This window comes from Acidovorax sp. A1169 (assembly GCF_030704685.1).
Classification (GTDB): Bacteria; Pseudomonadota; Gammaproteobacteria; order Burkholderiales; family Burkholderiaceae_C; genus Acidovorax.
In genome coordinates, this window is sequence record NZ_JAUZDX010000009.1 from 155,734 (window position 1) to 176,000 (window position 20,267).

Annotated in this window: 13 protein-coding genes; 9 read left to right on the plus strand and 4 right to left on the minus strand. The window is 68.0% G+C overall.

Going from position 1 to position 20,267, the window contains the following annotated elements; all coding sequences use genetic code 11:
• Positions 1-21: 21 nt before the first annotated feature.
• Entirely contained in the window at positions 22-1,347 is a 1,326-nt protein-coding gene (locus tag QYL93_RS16645; protein WP_305744663.1) for an SPFH domain-containing protein, read from the minus strand.
• Between the two features lie 228 nt (positions 1,348-1,575).
• Between QYL93_RS16645 and QYL93_RS16650 the strand changes: the two genes are divergently transcribed.
• From QYL93_RS16650 to QYL93_RS16660, 3 genes are all read left to right on the plus strand, one after another.
• The gene (locus QYL93_RS16650; protein ID WP_057203923.1) at positions 1,576-2,310 is read left to right on the plus strand and encodes a response regulator transcription factor; all 735 of its coding nucleotides are present in this window, start codon (positions 1,576-1,578) and stop codon (positions 2,308-2,310) included.
• Positions 2,307-4,454, plus strand: a complete 2,148-nt coding sequence (locus tag QYL93_RS16655; protein ID WP_305744664.1) for a HAMP domain-containing sensor histidine kinase — start codon at positions 2,307-2,309, stop codon at positions 4,452-4,454. Before QYL93_RS16650 ends, QYL93_RS16655 begins: the two co-directional genes overlap by 4 nt.
• A 149-nt stretch (positions 4,455-4,603) precedes the next feature.
• A complete protein-coding gene (locus tag QYL93_RS16660) occupies positions 4,604-4,993 on the plus strand; it encodes a hypothetical protein (RefSeq protein ID WP_305744665.1) in 390 nt (129 codons plus the stop codon).
• Positions 4,994-5,015: 22 nt separating this feature from the next.
• Here QYL93_RS16660 and rpe read toward each other — a convergent pair whose 3' ends face one another.
• Entirely contained in the window at positions 5,016-5,696 is a 681-nt protein-coding gene (rpe, locus tag QYL93_RS16665; protein WP_305744666.1) for a ribulose-phosphate 3-epimerase, read from the minus strand.
• A gap of 29 nt (positions 5,697-5,725) precedes the next feature.
• Between rpe and apaG the strand changes: the two genes are divergently transcribed.
• From apaG to QYL93_RS16685, 4 genes are all read left to right on the plus strand, one after another.
• Complete coding sequence (apaG, locus tag QYL93_RS16670) at positions 5,726-6,133, plus strand: Co2+/Mg2+ efflux protein ApaG (RefSeq protein ID WP_057203920.1); 408 nt, start codon at positions 5,726-5,728, stop codon at positions 6,131-6,133.
• A complete protein-coding gene (locus QYL93_RS16675) occupies positions 6,130-8,115 on the plus strand; it encodes a site-specific recombinase (protein WP_305744667.1) in 1,986 nt (661 codons plus the stop codon). The genes apaG and QYL93_RS16675 overlap by 4 nt, the downstream gene beginning before the upstream one ends.
• Before the next feature lie 329 nt (positions 8,116-8,444).
• Complete coding sequence (locus QYL93_RS16680; protein WP_305744668.1) at positions 8,445-9,704, plus strand: cation:proton antiporter; 1,260 nt, start codon at positions 8,445-8,447, stop codon at positions 9,702-9,704.
• The gene (locus QYL93_RS16685; protein WP_179683144.1) at positions 9,701-10,825 is read left to right on the plus strand and encodes a YbdK family carboxylate-amine ligase; all 1,125 of its coding nucleotides are present in this window, start codon (positions 9,701-9,703) and stop codon (positions 10,823-10,825) included. Before QYL93_RS16680 ends, QYL93_RS16685 begins: the two co-directional genes overlap by 4 nt.
• Here QYL93_RS16685 and QYL93_RS16690 read toward each other — a convergent pair.
• Positions 10,782-10,982: a hypothetical protein gene (locus QYL93_RS16690; RefSeq protein WP_305744669.1), complete on the minus strand. Its 201-nt coding sequence runs from the start codon at positions 10,980-10,982 to the stop codon at positions 10,782-10,784. The genes QYL93_RS16685 and QYL93_RS16690 overlap by 44 nt on opposite strands.
• 168 nt (positions 10,983-11,150) lie before the next feature.
• On the opposite strand from QYL93_RS16690, the gene QYL93_RS16695 reads away from it, so the two are divergent.
• A complete protein-coding gene (locus tag QYL93_RS16695) occupies positions 11,151-12,038 on the plus strand; it encodes a LysR family transcriptional regulator (RefSeq protein WP_305744670.1) in 888 nt (295 codons plus the stop codon).
• Positions 12,039-12,059: 21 nt separating this feature from the next.
• Here QYL93_RS16695 and QYL93_RS16700 read toward each other — a convergent pair whose 3' ends face one another.
• Positions 12,060-19,055 (minus strand): ExeM/NucH family extracellular endonuclease, encoded by a 6,996-nt coding sequence (locus QYL93_RS16700; protein WP_305744671.1) that lies wholly within the window; start codon positions 19,053-19,055, stop codon positions 12,060-12,062.
• Between the two features lie 216 nt (positions 19,056-19,271).
• On the opposite strand from QYL93_RS16700, the gene thiL reads away from it, so the two are divergent.
• Positions 19,272-20,228, plus strand: a complete 957-nt coding sequence (thiL, locus tag QYL93_RS16705; protein WP_305744672.1) for a thiamine-phosphate kinase — start codon at positions 19,272-19,274, stop codon at positions 20,226-20,228.
• Positions 20,229-20,267: the final 39 nt, after the last annotated feature.

The following is a 20,267-nucleotide window of genomic DNA, read 5'->3' on the forward strand; positions in this document are numbered from 1 at the left end:
TCAGGGTGGTGCGGTTCATGTTCATTGCTCCGTGGCTTGGGTCGTGGAGGCGTCGTCGGCACCGGCAGCAGCCTGCGCGGCCACGGCCTGGGCGTTGCGGTTGCCGCCCAGCAGCGCGGCACCGATGAAGTCGCCATTGGTCGGAGGGGGCGCGATGATGACCTGGATCTTGTCCGACAGCTTGTCGGCCAGCGTCTTCTGGATCAGCAGCGGGTGGCGCGTGACCAGCGCGCCTTCGCGCGCCATCTGCTCGGCGTTGACCTTGCCGATGCGGTCCATGCGGTAGGCCTCGGCCTCGGCCAGCTTCTGGCGCGCGTCGGCCTCGCCGTTGGCTTCGATGCGGCGGGCCTGGGCGTTGCCTTCGGCGGCCTTGATGCGCGAGACCTTCTCGGCCTCGGCTTCGAGCTGGCGCTGCTCGATCTGACGCTGCTTGAAGGGCAGCACGTGCTTCATGGCTTCTTCCTGGGCGCGGGCGGCGATCACCTGTTCGCGGGCGGAGGCTTCGGCGGCCACTTCGCGGCGCACCTTGTCGGCGCTGGCGTCGAGCTCGGTTTCCTTCACGCGCTTGTCCTTGAGCTCCAGCGTGTAGCGCATCTTCTCGGAGGCCAGTTCCTCTGCCAGCAGGCTGTCCATGCCGCGGCGGTATTCGGCGGGCAGGTCCACCTTGCCTATCTGCACGTGGCGCAGCAGCACGCCATCGGCGGCCAGGCGGGTGCGCAGCTCGGTCTCGATGATCTGCTGGATTTCGGCGCGCTTGGACGAGAAGATCTCGCGCACCGTGTAGCGGGCGAACACCTTGTAGATCAGACCCTGCACGGCGGGCTCGACGATCTCGGCACCGATGTTGTCGGGCAGTTGGGCCGAGCGGGCGGCCATAGCGGCCGGATCCAGCGCATAGCGCACGCTCAGGTCCAGGCCGAAGGACAGGCCTTCCACCGACTGCAGCGGCGCGCTGCCCGTGGCTTGGCGCATCTGCTCGGCGCGGTAGGTCTGGTCACGCAGGGTGAACACGCGCACGCTGTGCAGGCCGGGCAGCACCCACACGCTGCCATCGCGCCACTGGCTGACCGAGCCGGTGAACTGGTTCACGCGCACACCGAGTTCGCCCTGGCCCAGGTGCTGCACCGGGGGGTTGCGGTACACCATGGCGCCCGCGGCCACCACCGCCGTGCCGGCAACCAGCCAGCCCAGGGTGCGGGGCGACTGCAGGGCCAGGGGGCGGGAGGCGGCGATGGGAGCGCCTGCAGCGATCTCTTCCTGGGCGCCGTCCAGCATGGTCTCCACGGCAGGGGCAGCAGCAGGGGTGCGGCGCAGGGCGCGGGTGATGCGGTTCCAGGTGGCTTTCATGGTGTTTCCCTCGTTGGTTCGGTTCGGTGGGTGGTTTCTCTGCGGCGCCGGATTTCCGTGCTGCATTGGTGTCCAATTCTTCGCATTCCCCCCGGAAGCAACAATGCGGCGCACCCACCAAAGCGCTCACGCCGGGCGTGCAAAAGCTCCTACCCCGGAAGAAAAACTCACACCGCTGCCGGCGGGGGCCCGGGATAATCCCTGCAGCACCACTTCCAGAACCGCTCCATGACCCGCATCGCCGTGATCGAAGACGACCTGCCCACCAGCAACCAGCTGGCCGGCTGGATACGCAGTGCGCGCAGCGGCATCGTGATCGACCAGTGGTTCACCCGCGACGAGGCCGAGGCGGCCCTGGCGCGCGAGCACTACGACGCAGTGGTGCTGGACATCGAGCTCGGCCGCGAGCGCCATGCGGGCGTGGCCCTCATCAACGCCATCAACAAGCTGCGCCAGGGCACGCCGGTGCTGGTGGTGTCGGCCATGCCGGCGGCCATCTACCGCAGCATCATGAAAGCGCTGGACGCCTGGGACTACCTGCAAAAGACGACCTTCGAGGAGGCCGACTTCATCGAGACCTTCCTCGACATCCTGCGCACCACGCAGACGACCCAGGCTGCGGCATCCGTTGCCGCGGCTGCCGCCGCACCGGGCGACGCGCTGGTGCTCGACCCACTGTGGCAGCGCACCCCCACCTGGCGCGGCGAGCGCATCAACCTGCCGCTCACGGCGCAGCGCATCCTGGCAACGCTGCACCAGCGCAGCGGCGAGGTGGTCTCGTACGACGAGCTGTTCGAGGTGGTCAAGAGCGGGCGCAACCGCGACAACGTGCGCAAGCATGTGAGCACCATCCGCGAGGCCCTGCGCGAAGTGGACCCGGCCTTCGAAGGGATCGAGAATGTGCCCATGCGCGGGTTTCGCTGGGTCGGCTCGCCGCTGGCGCAAGGCCGCCTCAAGACATGATCAAGCGCCTGCTGCGCCCCGGCCTGGAGATGCCCCGGCTCGAAATGCCGCGCCTGGGCCTGCCGGCCTTTCGCCTGCGCATCCTTGTGCGCAGCGTGTTCATCCTGCTGGCGGTGGCCACCGTGGCGCTCAGTGTGGTGCTGCTGCGCGAGGAGAAGGAGCGCGCCTGGCAGAGCTACCAGCACGGCTTCGAGCGCAGTCAGGCCGAGGTGATGGCGCGGCTGCGCCACCCCTCCGGGCAGCTCGCGCTGCTCAACGCAGGAAGCCTGGGCCAGGGTGCCACGCCGCTCGCACCGCTGCTGCTGCCCTACTCGGCCATCGACTTCGACGACCAGAACAAGGCCCAGCAGGCGGTGGAGATGGCCGGCTGCTCGGTGCTGTACCCCGATGGCTCCTCGGTCTGCGCGGCCATAGGCAACAACCCCTACGCAGGCGGCTTCATCTACATCGTGGGCAGCTTCTACGCAGGCGAACTGGCCGCGCGCGAACGCGGTGCGCTGGACCTGGCGGCCGTGCACCGGGCCCGAGTGACGCTGGACATGCGCGGCACCACCAGCCGCTGGGTGGCGCCATTCGAGGCCATGGCGCCAGCCAGCAGCACGGCGGCCGGCAACAGCCCCGGGGCGCGTGGCCGGCTCACCGGCTTCGTGGACAACGGCGGCGAGGCGCTCGATGTGCGCGCCCGCCCGGTGCGCGATTTCCGCGGCTGGCTGTGGCAGAACGGCCAGTGCCGCGACCTGGCCGGCGCTGCGCCCGACTGCCTGCGCCGCAGCTTCTATTCCATCCGCCTGCCGGTGGAGTTGTTCCGCGAGGCCCTGTTCCGCAAGGAGCGCCTGGTGTGGCCGCCCGAAGACCTGGGCAGCATGCGCGTGCGCGTGGAGATGCTCGCGCCCGGCGAGGGCCCGGCGCTGTTCGACAGCAACACCCCCGGCGCGCAGCCCGGCGCCTCGCTGACCGAGGTCACGCGCAGCCTGCTGCCCGGTGAAAAGGTGCAGGTGCGAAAGATGGGCGATGGCGAGGAGAACACCCTCACCCTCAAGGGCAGCGAGGTGCAGGCCGAGCCCTCGGCCCCCTGGCTGATCCGCCTGGTGAGCTGGCTGCCGCTGGACGCACCCGATGCGCGCGCCACGCCGGCGGGCCTGGACATTCTCGACACGCCCACGGGCAACTACGTGGTCAGCTTCACCGGCAATCTGCGCGGACTGGAGCAGGGCCTGGCCGCCGTGGCCACGCGCATGTCCTGGTACCTGGGTGCCATGCTGACCGCCATCGCGCTGGCCTGGCTGGTCGTGGAGGTGGGGCTGCTGCGCCGCGTGACCGCCCTCACCCGGCGCGCAGCCGCCGTCTCCTACAACGTGCAGGACGGGCACATCGGCCCGCGCCTGGGGGACCTCGATGTCTCGGACCTGCGCGGCTCGGACGAGTTGGGCATCCTGGCGGGCGGCCTGGCCGACCTGCTGCAGCGCGTGAAGGACGACATCCAGCGTGAACAGCTGCGCGCCCAGCAGGAGCGCGACATGTGGCACGCCGTGGGCCACGAGATCATGTCGCCCCTACAGTCGCTGATGGTTCTGCATGGGGGCCCTGGCGACCCAGGCCACCGCTATGTGCAGCGAATGCAGCAGGCGGTGCACGTGCTCTATGGCACCGCTTCGCCGGCCGAGGCGCTGCAGGCGGCCGACGTGCCGCAGGGGCGGCTCGACCTCGACGCCTTTTTGCGCCATGTGGCGGACAACGCGCACTTCGCTGGCATCGTGGACGTGGTGTACCAGGGGGGCGCTGGCACAGTCATCGTGCGCGCCGACGAATTCGCGCTGGAGGATGTGGTCACGCACATCCTGCGCAATGCTGACCGCTACCGCCCTGCGGGCACGGCCATTACGCTCACGCTCACGGCATCGGAATCCACGGCCAGCGCCACGCTGCACAACGTGGGGGTCACAATTGCCGACGAGTTGCTGGGCCGCATCTTCGAGCTGGGAGTCTCCGACCCCAACCTGCCCACACCCGTGGGCGAAGGGGAGCACCGGGGCCAGGGCCTGTTCGTGGCCAAGACCTACATGGCCAAGATGGGCGGCACGATCAATGCGCGCAATACGGCAGATGGGGTGGCATTCATTCTGACGTTCCAGCGGCTGGGCTAGGCAAGGCTGCAGGAAGAAGGCGCCACGGCGCACGACCGGGGTCGGCGCTGTCCGACAGGGTACGAGGAGATGCAGGGCTACGCTGCAACCATCCTTTTGCAACTCGATTGCACCCCTGAAATTTGCGCCCTGCGCAAGGAGCCCTCGCCATGAAACGTTTCGCCTTTTTCGCCCCCGTTGTCACCGCCGCCCTGCTGGCGGCCTCTGGCGCCGCTTTGGCCCAGTCGCCTTCCTCGGAGGCCACGGCCCGCTATGAGCAGGATCGCCAGAAGTGCATGACCAACAACACCCAGGACAGCATGGCGACCTGCATGCGCGAGGCCACCAACGCGTTGGATGCATCGCGCAAGGGCCAACTGAGCGACCCCGGCCCGATCGCAGCGGCCAACGGCACCGACCGCTGCAGTGCGTTCCAGAGTGCGCAGGAGCGTTCGGAATGCGTGCGCCGAGTCGAGAGCAGCGCCTTGAGCGGCTCGGTCTCTGGCGGCGGCGTGCTGCGCGAATCGACGACCACCACGATCATCGTCCCGGCAAAATAAGCGAAAGTCGCCTGCGGCGGGCTCAGCCCAGTTGCAGGCGCATTGCGTCGATGACGCCCTTGTAGTCCGGCTTGCCAAAAATGGCACTGCCGGCTACGAAGGTATCGGCACCCGCATCCGCCACCCGGCGGATGTTGTCCGTCTTGATGCCGCCATCGACTTCGAGGCGGATGTCCTTGCCCGAAGCATCGATGCGGCGGCGCACGTCCTCGATCTTGCGCAGGGCCGAATCGATGAAGCTCTGGCCGCCGAAACCGGGGTTCACGCTCATGATCAGGATGAGGTCGATGTCGTCGATCACCCAGTCCAGCACGTCCAGCGGTTCTGCCGGGTTGAACACCAGGCCGGGCTTGGCGCCCTTGGAGCGGATGGCCTGGATGCTGCGGTGCACATGGCCCGAGGCATCGGGGTGGAAGCTGATGTAGTCTGCCCCGGCATCGGCAAAGGCGGCCGCCAGGGCGTCCACGGGCTCGATCATCAGGTGCACATCCACCGGAATGGCGGCTCCATCGGCCGTCTTGGCATGCGGCTTGAGCGCCTGGCACACCATGGGGCCGAATGTGAGGTTGGGCACGTAATGGTTGTCCATCACGTCGAAGTGGATCCAGTCCGCTCCGGCGGCAATGACATTGCGCACTTCTTCGCCCAGGCGGGCAAAATCGGCGGAGAGGATCGAGGGGGCTATGCGAAAAGGTCGGCTCATGCCCCAATTGTCGCAGTTACCATTCGCCCATGCCAAAGTACCAGTTTGACGTGCAAGTGCAGCCCGAGTACCTGCCGGAGCAGTCTGCCCCGGACACAGGGGTGTTCAGCTTCGCCTATACGATTACCATCACCAATGCCGGGGATGCGCCCGCCCAGTTGATCTCGCGCCACTGGATCATCAGCGACTCGCGCGGCCATACCGAAGAGGTCAAGGGCCTGGGCGTGGTGGGTCACCAGCCCCTGCTCAAGCCTGGTGAATCCTTCCAGTACACCAGCGGTTGCCGCCTGCGCACGGCCAGCGGCACCATGCACGGCACTTTCCATTGCGTGGGCGAGGAAGGCGAGCCCTTCGATGCCAAGGTCGACCTGTTCATGCTGGAGGCGATCAACCAGGGTCCCACGGGACAACCCTTGACCGGCCGGGTGCTGCATTGAGCCGCAGCGTCGATCTGGCCACCATCCTCGCGCGGCTGGACCCCACCGCCGATCTGGCCCACCGCCACCTGTGGCTGATCGGTCTGCTCGACTGGGTGCGCGGCAAGCGCGACTCGGTGCCCGGCGCCATCGGCCGCCTGCAGCTGTTCCTGGACGCGGTGGAAGCCCGCCCCGAGGTGCAGACCAAGCTGCAGGCATGGTGGGCGGTGCTGGTGGATACGGTAGACATCACCACCCTGCTCGCCGACTTCGGTTTTGCGCCGCGCACTGCGCTGGCCAGCGAGGTGGCCGAGCGCCTGCGCACCAAGCTGCTGCCGGCGAGCCCCGAGACCATCGATGCCTCGGAACTGTTCATGCTGGCCCTGCCCGGCGGGTTCGACGCCCAGTGGGTGGCCGCGCTGGAAGAGGCCCAGCTCACGCGCCTGGTGCACCTGCTGGCACCCACGGACACGGGCGGCGCCTCGCGCTGGCAAAAGGCCCTGCTCGATGCGATCACCTACTGCGCCGGGCAGATCCTCTCGACCGGGTTCGCACCCGAGCTGCGCCTGCGCATGAGCGAGACGGCGCGCGAGTCCCAGCCCTTCCACGCCCTGATCCACGACGTGGAAAGCCTGCGCGTGGAGGTGCTGCACGGCCTGCGCACGCCCGAGCGGCTCGATGCCGCCGTGCAGCGCCTGCGCGAACGGCTGGAGGCCTGCCGCGCCGCGGCTGCCACGGTGTACACGCACTTCGAGGAAAACGGCATCTCGGTGGGCCTGGTGTTCCGCCTGCGCCAACTGCGCGAGCGCATCCTGCGCGTGCGCCAGTTGCTCGACTGCCTTCTGTCGCCCCAGCCGGCGCTGACGGCGGCCAAACTCATGGCCAACCTGGTGCTGGTGGGGCAGGAGCGGCGCAGCCTGCGCGCGCTGTTCGCCTCCAACTCCTCGCTGCTGGCCGCCAAGGTGGCCGAACGCAGCGCCGAGACGGGCGAGCACTACATCACCCGCACGGGCGCCGAGTACCGCTCCATGCTGAAGAAGGCGGCGGGCGGCGGGGCCCTGATGGCCTTCACCACGCTGGCCAAGTTCGGCCTGTATGCACTGGCGCTGTCGGCCTTCTGGGGCGGTTTCTGGGCAGGCGTGAACTACGCCACCACCTTCGTGCTGATCCAGCTGCTGCACCTCACGGTGGCGACCAAGCAGCCGGCCATGACGGCACCGGCCATGGCCGCCAAGCTCAAGGAGCTTGGGGCCAGCGATGCCATCGAATCCTTCGTCGACGAGATCACCCACCTGGTGCGCTCGCAGGTGGCGGCCGTGCTGGGCAATGTGCTGGTGGTGTTCCCGGCCGTGCTGGCCCTCGCCTTGCTGATCGCCCAGGCCACCGGCGCGCCGGCCATCACGGAAAAGCAGGCAGAGCATGTGTTCGAGTCGCTGCATCTGCTCGGGCCCTCGCTGTTCTTCGCGGCCTTCACCGGGGTGCTGCTGTTCCTGTCGAGCATCATCGCGGGCTGGACGGAGAACTGGTTCGTGCTGCACCGGCTGGACTCGGCCATGCACTACAACCCGCGCATCACCCGGTTTCTGGGGCAGGCGCGGGCGGCCCGATGGGCGCGTTTCCTGCGCGAGAACCTGTCGGGCTTCGCTGCCAACATCTCGCTCGGCTTCATGCTGGGCCTGGTGCCGGCCATCGCCGGCTTCTTCGGCCTGGGGCTGGATGTGCGCCACGTGACGCTGTCCACCGGCCAGATCGGCGCGGCCTGCGCCGCGCTGGGCATGGCCGTGCTGCACATGCAGGCCTTCTGGTGGGCCGTGGCGGCCATTCCGCTGATCGGGGCGCTCAACGTCACGGTGAGCTTCTACCTGGCCTTCAGCCTGGCGCTGCGCGCGCAGAGCGTGAGCGGCGTGGACCGCTCGCGCATCTACGCAGCCATCCGCAAGCGTCTTCGCTCATCGCCGCTGAGCTTCTTCATGCCGGGGCGCGGACGCACAGCAACCGCCTGACGCACGCAGCAAGGGTTGCAAACAGCTCCTTACAAAGCTCGAAACTGTCCTACAAGAAGCGCAGGCGGCGGCAGTTAAATTAGGCGCACCCTGGAAAGCCTCAGCCCTTCTGAAAAACCGAAGCGATTCCTGAGGTCTCTGCAGGGTACGTTAAGGTAACGACGCGCCAGCAGCTGTCTGCTGGGGCCACGGCTATGTACAACGCCGTGCCAATCAGATGCGATCTGGCGGGTACCGCACGGCACACGCCACCCCACCGGTGGCACTGCGCCGCCGAAGAATCAACCCGCGGGCGACTCGTGTGCCCGCGCCATGCAGAGGTCACCTACATGAATGAAATCCTGAGCTTCTGGGCGCAGTGGCTGCGCCCCTCGGCCGGGCTCCCCACGGTGCAATGGTCCCTGCTGCTGGCCGTGGCCGCCATGGCCGGCTACCTGTGCCAGCGCCACACGGGCCTGCCCAAGGTGGTGGGCTATTCGCTGGTGGGCACGGCCGCGGGCCTGGCCGGCTTCAGCGGCGCGCTGTGGCCGCTGCAGGGCATCGGCCTGTTCTTGTTGGAACTGGGTATTGCCCTGGTGCTGTTCGAATGCGGCGGGCGCATCCCGCTGCGCTGGTTTCGCCACAACCCCATGGTGCTGGTGCAGAGCATTGCCGAATCCACGCTGACCTACTTCGCCGTGTACTGGGTACTGGTCTGGCTCAACCAGCCCACACAGGTGGCAGGGCCCCTGGCCCTGGTGGCGCTGGCCGCCTCGCCCGCAGTGCTGACGCGTGTGGTGGCCGACACCCGCGCCGCTGGCCCGGTGACCGAACGCGCCATCGTGCTGGCCACCCTGTCCACCTTGTACGCGCTGACCTTGGGCAGCGCCCGGGCCGAGCAGATCAACCGCCAGAGCCTGACGCTCATCGACACCATGTACCCGGTGATCGTGGTGCTGGGCGTCTCGGTGGTGGTGGCGGCCGCACTGGCGCTGGTGATGCGCTCGGCGCTGCGCTTCATGAGCCCCACGAGCGAGAACACCTCGATGCTGCTGTTGGCACTGATCGCCGCGGGCACTGCCGTGGCGGCGCACATGGGCGGCTCGGCCCCGCTGGCTGCGCTGCTGGGCGGCATCTTGCTCAAGCAGCTCAACCCGCGCCCCTGGGCCTGGCCACGCCAGTTGGGCAATGCGTCATCGCTCTTGACCATGCTGATGTTCGTGCTGGTCTCCACCGTGGCGGCACAGGCCGACTGGAGCGGCCCCGTGGCCGGCGTGGTGCTGGCCCTGATCGCCGTACGCCTGGTGGCCAAGGTGCTGGGCGTGGCCCTGGGCAATGTGGGCAGCGGCGCCAGCTGGCGCCAGGCCCTGTGGGTCGGCGGCGCGATGACGCCCATGTCCTCCATCGCGCTGCTGATCGCCTCGCAGTTCGTCGTGGCCTCGCCCTCTACCGGCCACCTGATCGCCCGCGTTGCACTGCCCGCCATCCTGCTGATGGAGGTGCTGGGCGCGGTGATCGCCACCATCGCCATCTACCGCGCAGGCGAGAGTTCGAAACCCTGGGCGCCGCTGTCGAACGCCGCCGCCAGCAGCAACGGAGACCACGCGTGAGCCTTGAAGCCTTCAACCATTCCGAACCGCTGACGCTGGGCGTCGAGCTGGAACTGCAGCTCGTCAACACCAACGACTACGACCTAGCGCCCTATGCCGAGGACATGCTGCGCCTCATGCACAAGACGCCGCTGCCCGGCAGCGTGGTGCCCGAGATGACGAACAGCATGATAGAGATCTCCACCGACATCTGCCACTCGGCCAGCGAGGTGCTGGGCCAGCTCACGCCGATCCGCGATGCGCTGGTCAAGAGCGCCGACAAGCTCAACATCGCCGTGGTGGGCGGGGGCACGCACCCCTTCCAGCAGTGGCATGAGCGGCGCATCTACGACAAGCCGCGCTTTCGCGAGCTGTCGGAGCTGTACGGCTACCTGTCCAAGCAGTTCACCATCTTCGGCCAGCACGTGCACATCGGCTGCCCCGACGCCAATTCTGCGCTGCTGATGCTGCACCGCATGTCGCGCTACATACCGCACTTCATCGCACTGTCGGCGTCGAGCCCCTACGTGCAGGGCCAGGACACGGCCTTCGATTCGGCGCGGTTGAACTCGGTGTTCGCCTTCCCTCTGTCGGGCCGCGCACCGTTCGCGCTGACCTGGGAAGACTTCACGGCCTACTTCGACAAGATGACGCGCACCGGCGTGGTCAAGAGCATGAAGGACTTCTACTGGGACATCCGCCCCAAGCCCGAGTTCGGCACCATCGAGATCCGCGTGTTCGACACGCCGCTGACCATCGAGCGTGCCGCCGCGCTGGCGGGCTACGTGCAGTCGCTCGGCGCCTGGTTCCTCGCAGACCAGCCCTTCATGCCAGAGGAAGACGACTACCTGGTCTACACCTACAACCGCTTCCAGGCCTGCCGCTTCGGCATGGACGCGGTGTACGTGGACCCGGCCACCGGCGACCACATGCCGCTGCGCGAGCACATCATGATGACCATGGACAAGATCGCCAGCCATGCCGCCATGCAGGGCGCGGCCAACGCCATGCACATGCTGCGCACCGAGACCGAGGCGGGCCAGAACGACGCCCGCTGGCTGCGTGAGCGCCAGCGCGAAGAGCAACTGCTGGCCGAGGTCAGCCGGCAGGCGGCGCAGCGCTTTCGCGGCGCACGTCTCTGAACAGCGCCGTCAGGCGCCCCAGGGCCTGGGCGGCGATGTGCCGCAGCCTCCCGGGAGCGCTCCACAGCGCTTCGTTGCGCAGACGGTGGGATTCGCGGATGGGGGCAGCCTTGAGGCGATGCAGGTCGGAGGGGTAGAGTTCATCGTGCTGCGACATGGGGCACATCCTTGCGGTTCGAAGCGGGATGTGGCCAATGTAGGCATGGGCATGCGGCGGCGAAACGCCACCCGCTGCAAGGGCGTTTTGCAGCGTCTGCAAAGGCCTTGCCACCCCGGGCTCGGCGCCCGCTACCATTGACCGATGCGCGATATCCGCTTTGAAGACATGCACCTCTTTGTCCGCGTGGCGGACCTGGGCTCGCTCTCGGCTGTGGCGCGCGAGCGCGATGTGCCGGTGAGCCAGGTCTCGCGCACCCTGGCGCGCATCGAGAAGGCCTGCAATGCGCGGCTGATCCACCGCTCGACGCATGGCCTCACGCCCACGGCCGAGGGGCTGACCTTCCTCGAATACTGCCGACGCCTGACCAGCACCATGGACCAGCTCGAAGGCGAGTTCGCCAGCCAGAGCGGCCAGGCCAGCGGCTCGGTGCGCGTGGCCGCCAGCTCGGTGGTGGCCGAGCACCTGCTGATCCCCAGCTTCGACAGCCTGCAGCAGGCACACCCGCTGCTGCGAGTGGAGCTGGTGGTGGACGACCGCATGGCCGACATGGCGCGCGATGGCATCGACATCGCCATCCGCACCGGACCGCCCACCAGCGACACCGTGGTGGCGCGCCCGCTGGGCACCCTGGTGCGCCGGCTCTATGCCACGCCGGCCTACCTGCAGGCCCACGGTGCGCCGCAGCACCCGGATGAGCTGCACCGCCACCGGCTCATCACCAACAGCGCGATGGCCCAGCTCAACCGCTGGCCCTTCGTGGTCGATGGCGAGCCCCACGTGGTGGTGGCCAACGGGCACTGGCGCTCCGGCAGCACCGGCATCACGGCGCGTCTGGTACTGCAGGGGCTGGGCATTGCCCGGCTGGCCACGCTGGTGGCCGAACCCCTGGTGCAGCAGGGCGTGCTGGCACCGGTGCTGCGCGATTGGGTGGACGAGCAGCCCTCGCCCATCCATGCGATCACGCTCACGCGCAGGCACCGCCTGCCCAAGATCAAGGCCTGCATCGACCACTGGGCGCTGTGGTTCGGCAGCGGCGGCAGCGCCCCGGGCTGAAGCGGCCAGGGCGCGCTCTGGTCACAGGAACACGGCAGCATCCAGGGGCTGGACCACGCCCACCAGCTCGGCCAGGCCTTCGGTGGCGATCGGCAGCTTGGCCACCGCCGCCAGGAAGGCGCCTTGCGTGGCATAGGCCTTGCCAGGGCCGATCAGCGATGCGAACTCCTGCACCTGCTGGGCCGTGGGGGCCACGCCGGTGACGCTCTGGAACAGGAAGCTCACCAGGCCATCGTTGCCGATGCCAGGGGCCAGCGCATCGATGAAGGACTGGGCCAGTGCGTCCAGGCCCGTCATGCTGTCGGCCTTGTGCACCCACTGGCTCAGGGCGGCGGTGTCCGGCTTCTGGCCGAAGATGGTGTAGGCCAGGGCCAGCAACTGGCCGGTCTTGCCGCCCTCGCTGGTCGCAGTGGGCAATGCCACGTCGAAGGCAAACAGGCTGCCCTGCAGTTCCACGCGTTCCACGCCGCTCAGGGTGACAGGGCCCGTAGGGGTGTTGATCACCACCTTGCCGCTGCTGTCCTGGCTGATGCCCAGGCGCAATACATCGGCCAGCGTGGCCGAGACCACGACCGTGTCCACGCCACTGCCACCCGTCACTGTGTCGGCGCCGCCACCCGTGACCACACGGGTCAGGGGCAGGTCGGGCACGACGATGGTGTCGTTGCCGCTGGAGCCCTGCAACGTGGCAGGCGCGCCAGGCGCCGTGGGGGGAATGACGGGAATGGTCGGCGGGGTGGGCGTACCACCACCGCCGCCGGCCGCAGGCGTGCTGCTGAGGTTCAGACCGATCAGGATCGGGTTGTGGTCGCTGGAGCGGTAGGGGTCGGCATTGAAATAGCTGGCGTCCTGCGCGTCGTTCTTGTTCTCCATGTTGTAGTCGAGCACGGCGGGCTCTTCGGCATTGATGCCCCACTTGTAGGTGCCGCTCACCTGGCCCGCCAGGCTGCCGCTGGCCAGCGCATGGTCGAGCGAGCCCCACAGGCCGTCGAACGAGTACGAGTTGCCCGTGGACACCTTGCTGTAGCCGTTGGCGGCCAGCTTGGTGATCGGGTCTTCCTTGCCGTAAGCATTGAAGTCGCCGACCAGCAGCACATCGCTGTCGGTGGTGCCGGTGGGCTTGGTGGCCAGCCAGGCCGACAGGTCCTCGGCGGCCTTCACGCGTGCCAGGTTGTTGGCGCCCTGGCCATCACCGATGTCCGGGTCGTTCACGCTGCCCTTGGACTTGAAGTGGTTCACCACCACGGTGAACTCCTCGTTGTCGGCATTCGATTTGAAGGTCTGCGCCACCGGCACGCGGCTGCCGAAGGCCGCCGAGAAGGCGGTGTACACCGTCGGATCGGCCACGGCGGCCTGGCCCACGGGGGTGACCTTGGCTGGCTTGTAGAGGATGGCCACCATGATGGCATCGGTGCCTGCGGTCGCAGCATCTCCGGCCTTGGCACCATCGTTGTACGGCGCCTTGATGTAGGCATAGGTGCCGGCACCGGCCTTGGCGTTGAGGGCGTCCACCAGCGAGTCGAGGGCACTGGTGCCGTCGCCAAAGCCGTTGTTCTGCACTTCCATCAGGCCCAGCACATCGGCGTCCATGCCCACCAGGTTCTCGACCACCTTGGCCTGCTGGCGCGCGAGCTCTGCGGGGTTGGTGGCGCCACGGCCGGACTGGGTCCCGCCATCGGGCGTGGTGAAGCTGCCGGTGCCCAGCGTGGTGAAGTAGTTGAGCACATTGGCAGAACCGACCTTGATCTCGGCGTTGCGGATGCTGGCCGGAATGTCGGCCGTGGTGGGGCGTGCATCGCCCGTGAAGTTCACGGCCTGCGTGGGCTGTAGGCGGTAGCTGGTTTCGTGCGGGGCCGCCGCCGCGTCCACCAGTTGGTCCACGATGCCGGTCACGCTCGCCACACCATCGCCCGCGCGCAGTGTGTTGCTGGCCGACAGCGGCTGGCCGCCGCGGCCGAGGTGGCTCGTGGGGTTCTGCGTGCTGCTCAGGTCATCCAGGATGATCTGGTCCTTCTTGAGCTCGGCCAGGTAGTCGGTGTTGCCGCTGATGCTGGGCGCGTTGTGCTCGGTGTACTGCCCCTGGATGGCATCCGAGGTCAGCGTGACCTGGCCGTACTGGCCCAGGTTGTAGTTGTCGGTGACCACCAGTTGGCCGCCAGCCGTGCCGGACTGCACGGTCACCAGCATGCCTTCATAGGCCTCCCATTGGATGGCGCTGGCCACGGGCAAGGTCACCACGGTGGCAGCGGGCAGGCCGGCGTTGTCCTGCACCAGCGTGAAGCCCGACAGGCCCGTCAGCTGGGTCTGACCCTTGAAGTCGGCCACCGTGCCCTTGATGCGGACCTTGTCGCCCACGCTGTTCGCGTCCAGGCCGGCGATGGGCGTGCCGCCGTAGTAGACGAAGATGCCTTCGGAGGTGCTGGCATTGCCATCCTGGTCGGCCACCTCTTCCTGCACGTAGAAGCCCTGCAGGTTGGGTGCGTAGCCGGTCACGATGCCTTCGATGGTGACGGCGCTGCCCATGAGCAGCGCGGTGTCGTTGCTGCCCTGGATCTCGTGGATCCTGGTGATCGGCGCTTCGTCGGTGCGAACCAGTCCTTGTGCGGTGCCGCCACCGATGATGGTGGTGCCGCCGGACGCGCCCGACAGCGTGACGGTGAAAGCCTCGTCCTGCTCCAGCTGGGTATCGCCTTGCACGCCGATGGTGATGGTCTTGCTGGTCTCGCCGGCCGCAAAGGCCACGGTACCCGAGGGCAGCGCACCGCCCACGAAGTCATCGGCCGCCACGGGCGAGCCGCCCGAGCCCGCCACGGCCCATTGCACCGAGGCAGCGGCCGAGGCATCGCCCGCACGCGTCACGGTGAAGGTGTACTCGGTCGTGCCGCTGTTGCCTTCGGGCTTGTCGGCGCTGGTGGCGGCGATGGACACCACCGGGCCCGTGAAGCTCTCCAGCTTGAAGTCGTCCACGCGCCAGCTCGAGGAGCTGTTGCTCGCCGTGCCAGAGGCCTGGTACTGGAAGCCGAAGTGGACGTTGCTGCCCTGGATGGCGGACAGGTCGATCAGGCCCGAGGGCGTGGTCACCTGGCTGTCCGCCGGGGAGTGGGTGTAGGACAGCTGCGTCCAGGTGGCGGCCGTGGGATCGCCCGAGCCGCTGTAGTTGGTGGAGTAGTAGAGCTTGACCTCGGGGTCGGCGATGCCGGTGTCGGCAAAGCGCGTCCAGGTGTTGAAGCTCAGGAACTCGGCGCTCGTGCCGTCGAGGTTGAAGGCCTTGGAGACCAGCCAGTCGTTGGCATGGGCCGTGTCACCGAAGCCGTTGACTTCGGCGGTCTTGGTGGCCGTGCTGTAGTACCAGCTGCTGGCCACATCGGCATCCTTGCTGAACACCGTGAACTCGTTGAAGCCTGCCGCGTTCTCGAACGTCTGCGTGTAGCTGGGGGCGGCGCCCGGTGGGATGGCCGGAGCGCTGGTCAGGCCGGGCGAGCCGATGTTGGCCGGCGTGCCGGTCTGCGCAAATGCGCCCAGTTGGCCGACCACGGCGGCCTTGTAGGTCGGGTTGGTGGTGGACAGGCCGTCCCACACGGCCGAGGTGGTGGCCGTGCCGCCGAAGGCCAGGCCCGCATGCTCGGAGCCGGTCACCGCGCCGCCACCGGTCTTGGACATGGGTGCTACCGCCGTGCTGCCATTGTTGAAGGCCGTGCCGCTGTAGTTGATGGCCGTGGCCACCTGGCCGTTGGCGTCGAGGATCACCACGCCATCGCCCTTGCCCAGGCCGGGGCCGCCCACGGCCACAACGCTGGTGTTGGCGTCCAGCCCCCAGGCTGCCTTCAGGGCGGTGGGATCGGTGACTTCACCGGCCACCACCAGCTTGCCGCCGGCTGGGATCTTGGTGCCCGCCGCAAACGTACCGAGCTTGGCGGGGTCGGCAGCGGAGTCGGTCCACTTCCAGCCGGAAAGGTCGATCTCCGTGGTGCCGTAGTTGTACAGCTCGAAGAAGTCGCCCGGCGTGGCGTTGGAATTGACCTCGGTGATCAGCAGCTTGGGCTGCGCTACCACCAGCGTGCCGGGGGAGCCGATATTGGCAGGGGTACCGGTCTGCGCAAACGCACCCAGTTCACCCACCACGGCCGCCTTGTAGGTCGGGTTGGTGGTGGACAGGCCGTCCCACACGGCCGACGCGGTGGCCGTACCGCCCACGGCAAGGCCCGCGTGCTCCGTCACGCTGACCACCCCGCCGCTGCTTTTGGCCAGCGGGTTCACCGTGGTGCCGCCATTGGTGAAGGCAGCGCCACCATAGTTGAGGGCGGTCGCCACCTGGCCGTTGTCGTTGAGGATGACCACGCCATCGCCCTTGCCCAGGCCAGGGCCGCCGACGGCGACGACATTCGTGCCGGCATCCAAGCCCCAGGCCGCCTTCAGGGCGGTGGGGTCGGTGGTTTCACCGGCCACCACCAGCTTGCCACCGGCCGCGATCTTGGTGCCGCTGGCAAAGCTTCCCATCGAGCCGACAACGCCTGAGGAATCGGTCCACTTCCAGCCCGTGAGGTCGATCTCCGTGGAGCCGTAGTTGTACAGCTCGAAGAAGTCGCCGGGGGTGGCGTTGGAATTGACTTCGGTGATCAACAGCTTGGGCGCCGGAGCGGCCGAGGTGGTGAAATTGAGCGCTGCATTGCCCGTGAGGCCGCTCCAGTGGTTGCCGTAGTGGTCCTTGATGGTGCCGGACACGGCCTCGATGTAGTACGCGGTGCCCGCAGCCAGATCGGCTGTCGGGTTGATGGTGACCGTATTGAAGGCCACCGTGACCTGGGTCGTGTCGGTGGCGGCAATCGTGGCCACGGTGCTGTTGTCGCTGACCTTCTTGATCACGAAATCGCCAGTGCCGCGCGCCACGCCTTCGTTGAAGCGCAGCACGATGTCGGCGCCCTTGCCAAAGTTGGCGGCATCGTCGGCAGGCGTGCTGCTGGCCAGCGCCGGGCCGGTGCCGTCGGTGACATTGGCACCGATCTGCACCCAGTTGCCCACGAATTTCTGCTGCGCTGCGGGCAGGTCCTTGGAAGCGGTTGCGCCGCCCCAGGTGCTGTCGCCATTGTCCTGCAGCAGCTGCACCAGGGTGCCCTGGGCCGTGCTCTGCACATCGACGATGCTCTCGAAGCTGCCGCCCGTGCCGTCGCGCAGGGCGTCGAGGTCCACGTCCAGCTCGGTGGGCGTGGTGCCCGCGCCATCCCAGCGAAACAGGCGGAAGTCGTGGGTGACTTCGGTGCTGGCGCCCCCCGATGGGCCGGCCAGGATCAGGTAGCTGCCGTCGCCTGCCTTCTCGATGGAGCGGATGCCACGGCCGCCCAGGTTGAGTTCGAACACGGCACTGACGTTGGGCGCGCTGCCACCCGTGGCGTCGACGAGCCCGGCCACGTCCAGCGCCAGCACCACGGCCTTGTCGCGCGTGTTGGCGTCGGTCTGTGGCGCGCGGAAGGCCACCAGGAGCTTGCTGCCGTCCTGCGAGGCGGTCATGCCTTCGATGGAGAAGCCGTTCACGTTTTCGGGAATCACCCCGACCGACGAGGCGGTGAAGCCAAAGTAGTTCGCGCCCTTGCCGTGGACGTTGCCCTGGTCCCAGGCCACAAGCTGGTCTTCCAGGCCGCTGTGCTTGCCCAGGTAGGTGAATTGCGTGTCGGCGCCCGTGCCCTCGATCTTCACGGCCAGGATGTATTCGCGGTTGTTCTGCTCCGCGCCGCTCTTGTTGTTGCTGTGCGAGCCGGTGAAGTAGAAGGTGTCGCCGATGCGCGTGCCGGCCTCCAGGTCCAGCTCGCCGCCGTTGCCCAGCGCGGCGCCGTAGTTCCACTCCTTGACGGCAGCGCCGCCTGCACGGTCGTAGACACGCAGCACGCTGGCTTCGTCGTCTCCGACCACCATCCAGTTGGCGTCGAGCGCGAGCGCGTCCGATGCGTCGGAGCTGCCGAGCGTCGTACCGGCGTTGGGGGTGAAGGTCTGCGCGCTGCCGGCCGCGCCCTCGTCGCCGAAGTTGACCTTCAGGCTGTTCTGGGTGGCGTTAGCGACACCTGCGGCGGAGCCGCCGGTGAAGGCGCCATCGGCAAACGTGACAGTGAGGTTGCCCACGTCGTTGGCGTTGGCATGGCTGGTGGCCGTACCGGTGAAGCCCAGTTCGGCCGTGGTGGCGCTGGTGCGGGTGAGCACGGCCGTGAGGCCGGCAGGCACGTTGCTGACGGTGGCCGCCGACAGCAGGCTGGCCCCGTCGGTGCCGGTGAAGGTCTCGCCCGTCAGGGTGATGGTGATCTTGGTACCTGGGGCCATGTGGCCGTCGAAGGCCTGGGATTCGTTGATAGAGCCGCTGTAGGCCAGGCTCGGGCCGACAGGGCCGGCCGCGGTGGAGCTCACCACGATGTCGTCGATGCCGGTCCACTCGTCGCTGCTGGCCGCATTGATGGTGATGATGCGCAACTGGATCTGTGCAGCACCGTTGGCGTCGGCCGGCAAGGTGGCCGATACGGCGGTTTCCTTGGTCGCCGTGCCGCCCTCTGACGCATCGGCCACGTAAGCGGCAGGCACATTGGTGAAGTTGCCACTGTTGCCCAACCGGTATTGCAGGGCCACTGGCTGGATGGCGTTGTCTGCCGCGCCATCGACGTCGCGCAGCTTGTAGTTGACAACGATGTCCTTGCGCCCCGTGGCATCGAGGTGGATCACGAGGCCAGGGGCATCGGCCGTACCCGAGCCCTGCAATGCCACAACGGGGTTGGTGAGATGGAATTCCGCCACCCCGCCCGACGTGTTGGTGCTGGGATTGGTCTGGTTGGCGATCACATCCACGGCACCGCTGTTGGCCCCCAGCACCGTCTGCGGATCACCACCGGCATAGGGGGTGGTGGAGGCCGCATCGATGTCACCCAGGTAGCCGACGACGGAGGGCACGCCATCCCAGTTGTCATTGGCGGTGATCAGCCCGATATCGGTCCAATCCTGGGTGAAGTTGCTGGTCGACAGGGCGTGGTAGACGGTGGTCATGCTCGTTTCCTCCGCGTGCGGGCGGGTGGGTGGTCTGGAATGAAGGGATGGCGCGGGGAAAGCCGGGGTTCGCCGCGCGGCTGCGAAAAGCCTGCGGCCCCCGGGAACCCGTTAAAGGGTCTCCCTGCCAGGAAGCGGTAACTCTAGGCACCGTGTGTTGCAGAGATATGTCACGCTGTCGGTGCCAATGAACGCGGGGCACGCCACAATCGACCCATGGGTGAATTCGATCTGATCGCACGCTATTTCACGCGGCCCGTGTACCGCGCCGCGCTGGGCGTGGGGGACGACTGCGCGCTGCTGGCACCTGCGCCGGGCATGCAGCTGGCCGTCTCCAGCGACATGCTGGTGGAGGGCCGCCACTTCTTTGCGGACGTGGCACCCGAGCTGCTGGGCCACAAGGCCCTGGCCGTGAACCTGTCGGACCTGGCGGCCTGCGGAGCCCGGCCATTGGCCTTCACCCTGGCGCTGGCGTTGCCGCGCGTGGACGAGGCCTGGCTGGCCGGCTTTTCACGCGGGCTGCTGGCCCTGGCCGATGCGCATGGCTGCGAACTGGTGGGGGGCGATACCACGCAGGGCCCGCTCAATATCTGCATCACGGTGTTCGGCGAGGTGCCTGCCGGCCAGGCCCTGCTGCGCAGCGGCGCGCGCGCAGGCGACGACCTGTATGTGAGCGGCACCCTGGGCGATGCCCGGCTGGCGCTGGAGGCGCTGCTGGGGCACACGGCCCTGCCCCCCGAGGTGCTCGCCGCCGCCCGCCTGCGGCTGGAGCAGCCCACGCCGCGCGTGGCCCTGGGCCTGGCGCTGCGCAACGTGGCCAGCAGTGCCATGGACGTGAGTGACGGGCTGCTGGGCGATCTGTCCCACATCCTCAAGGCATCCGGCGTGGGGGCACGCATCGACACCTCGCTCACGGGCGCCCTGATGGCCCATGGCAGCACCGTGGCGGACCCCGAGCTGCTGCGCCAGTGCACCCTGGCCGGTGGCGACGACTACGAACTGGCCTTCACCGCACCGCCATCGCAGGGTGCGGCTGTGCTGGCTGCTGCGAAGACCAGCCAGACACCGGTGGCACGCATCGGGGTGATCGAGGCGGAACCCGGCCTGCGGCTGGTGGATGGGCAAGGCCGGCCAGTGGACCACCGCTACGCCTCGTTCGACCACTTCGGCTGACAGCTTTTTTCTCGCAGCATGAATCCTTTGGCCCCAAGG

Bases quoted from the DNA above. Each gene is read 5' to 3' on its own strand.
- QYL93_RS16645 (WP_305744663.1), bottom strand. From the start codon at position 1,347: ATGAAAGCCACCTGGAACCGCATCACCCGCGCCCTGCGCCGCACCCCT.
- QYL93_RS16650 (WP_057203923.1), top strand. From the start codon at position 1,576: ATGACCCGCATCGCCGTGATCGAAGACGACCTGCCCACCAGCAACCAG.
- QYL93_RS16655 (WP_305744664.1), top strand. From the start codon at position 2,307: ATGATCAAGCGCCTGCTGCGCCCCGGCCTGGAGATGCCCCGGCTCGAA.
- QYL93_RS16660 (WP_305744665.1), top strand. From the start codon at position 4,604: ATGAAACGTTTCGCCTTTTTCGCCCCCGTTGTCACCGCCGCCCTGCTG.
- rpe (WP_305744666.1), bottom strand. From the start codon at position 5,696: ATGAGCCGACCTTTTCGCATAGCCCCCTCGATCCTCTCCGCCGATTTT.
- apaG (WP_057203920.1), top strand. From the start codon at position 5,726: ATGCCAAAGTACCAGTTTGACGTGCAAGTGCAGCCCGAGTACCTGCCG.
- QYL93_RS16680 (WP_305744668.1), top strand. From the start codon at position 8,445: ATGAATGAAATCCTGAGCTTCTGGGCGCAGTGGCTGCGCCCCTCGGCC.
- QYL93_RS16690 (WP_305744669.1), bottom strand. From the start codon at position 10,982: ATGTCGCAGCACGATGAACTCTACCCCTCCGACCTGCATCGCCTCAAG.
- QYL93_RS16695 (WP_305744670.1), top strand. From the start codon at position 11,151: ATGCACCTCTTTGTCCGCGTGGCGGACCTGGGCTCGCTCTCGGCTGTG.
- QYL93_RS16700 (WP_305744671.1), bottom strand. From the start codon at position 19,055: ATGACCACCGTCTACCACGCCCTGTCGACCAGCAACTTCACCCAGGAT.
- thiL (WP_305744672.1), top strand. From the start codon at position 19,272: ATGGGTGAATTCGATCTGATCGCACGCTATTTCACGCGGCCCGTGTAC.